At 61.0% G+C, this 1,625-nt stretch carries 1 protein-coding gene; it reads left to right on the top strand.

The window, feature by feature from the left end:
* Positions 1 to 45: 45 nt before the first annotated feature.
* Positions 46 to 1,625 (top strand): secretin N-terminal domain-containing protein (locus AC097P_RS23695; protein ID WP_479612888.1); only part of this gene is annotated, 1,580 nt, incomplete at its 3' end.

Raw genomic sequence — 1,625 nt, forward strand, 5'->3', positions numbered from 1 at the left:
TACCCAACCGTGAATACCACGCACATGACTACCAAAGCCACCACCATGACGAAAACGCTTCCTATCGGTGCCATGCTTATTTTGAGCGTGCTTGCGGGCTTGCTGGCCGGCTGTGCCGCAGACCGCCCCCTGCGCACCCCAGATGTCAGCGAAACCGTGCGAGCCGAGCTGGCAGCCAACGCAGCACCCAAGCCCACGGTAGCGGTGCCCACACAGGTGAGCGATGCGCTGGCAGAGCCTGCACCCAAGCCCATGGCGCCACCGGCCGAGCCGCGGTTGGACCTGCTGGTCAACAACGCCCAGGCGCGCGAAGTGTTCTTGGCCATCGTGGCCGACACCCGCTACAGCATGCTGATGCACCCCGACGTGTCGGGCTCCCTGTCGGTGACACTGCGCGGTGTGACCGTGACCGAGGCACTGGAAGCCATTCGCGATGTGTATGGCTACGACTTCAAGATCGAGGGACGGCGCATTGTGGTGTATGCCCCCACTTTGCAGACCCGGGTGTTCACCATCAACTACCCACATGCGCTGCGTATAGGTAACAGTGAACTGCGGGTCACCTCAGGCTCCACGGCAAACAATAGCAACGGCAGTAGCGGTGGCGCTGGCAACAGTGGCGGCGCAGGTGCGGGCACGGGCTCAGGCACGTCTGGCGGCTCCGGCTCGCCCGGTGGCAGCTCTCAGCAGCTGATGAACAGCCGCGTCTCGACCAGCTCACAAACCGACTTTTGGACGGAGTTGTCTGACGCCGTCAAGGGCATGCTGGGTAGCGGCCCGGGCCGCAATGTGATCACTAGCCCACAGGCCGGCATCATCGCTGTGCGCGCCATGCCGGATGAACTGCGCCAAGTGAGCCAGTTCTTGAAGGCTGCGCAAATCGCTGTGGAGCGCCAAGTGATGCTGGAGGCCAAGATTGTCGAAGTGGAGCTGCGTGACGGCTTCCAAAGCGGCATTGACTGGTCGGCCCTGCGCAACAGCGGGCGCTACACCGGCGTCGCGGGCTCTGTGGGCGGTGGCACCGCAAACAACGTACTGATCAACGGTGTCACCACCAATGTTCCCGGCTTCCCGACTGGTTCACGTGGCGCACTGGGCGACGCACTGTCGCTGCCTGTTGGGGGTGGCGGCCTGTTTGGCTTGGCATTGGCCACGGATGGCTTTCAGGCGGTTTTGGGATTTCTGGAAACCCGTGGCGACATTCAGATTCTGAGCAGTCCGCGTATTGCCACCCTGAACAACCAAAAAGCATTGCTAAAGGTGGGCACAGACGACTTTTTTGTGACCAGTGTCACCGGTGGTTCTGCGGGAACCGCCGCAACCTCGGGTTCGGCCGGCACACCGGCGACAGCGCCAACACTGGGGCTGACCCAATTTTTCTCGGGTATTGCGCTGGATGTAACACCCCAAATTGACGACGCCAACAACATTACGCTGCATGTGCGGCCGTCGGTGACCACGGTGACAGAAAAGACCAAGCAGGTTGATCTCGGCTCTATCGGCAATTACAAGTTGCCGTTGGCCTCTAGCTCCGTCAACGAATCTGACACCATGGTTCGCATACAAGACGGAAACATCGTTGCCATCGGTGGCCTGATGCAGATGGAGTCCAACCGTACGTCTTC

The sequence above is a fragment of the Rhodoferax sp. ZS1R8 genome (genome assembly GCF_056521325.1).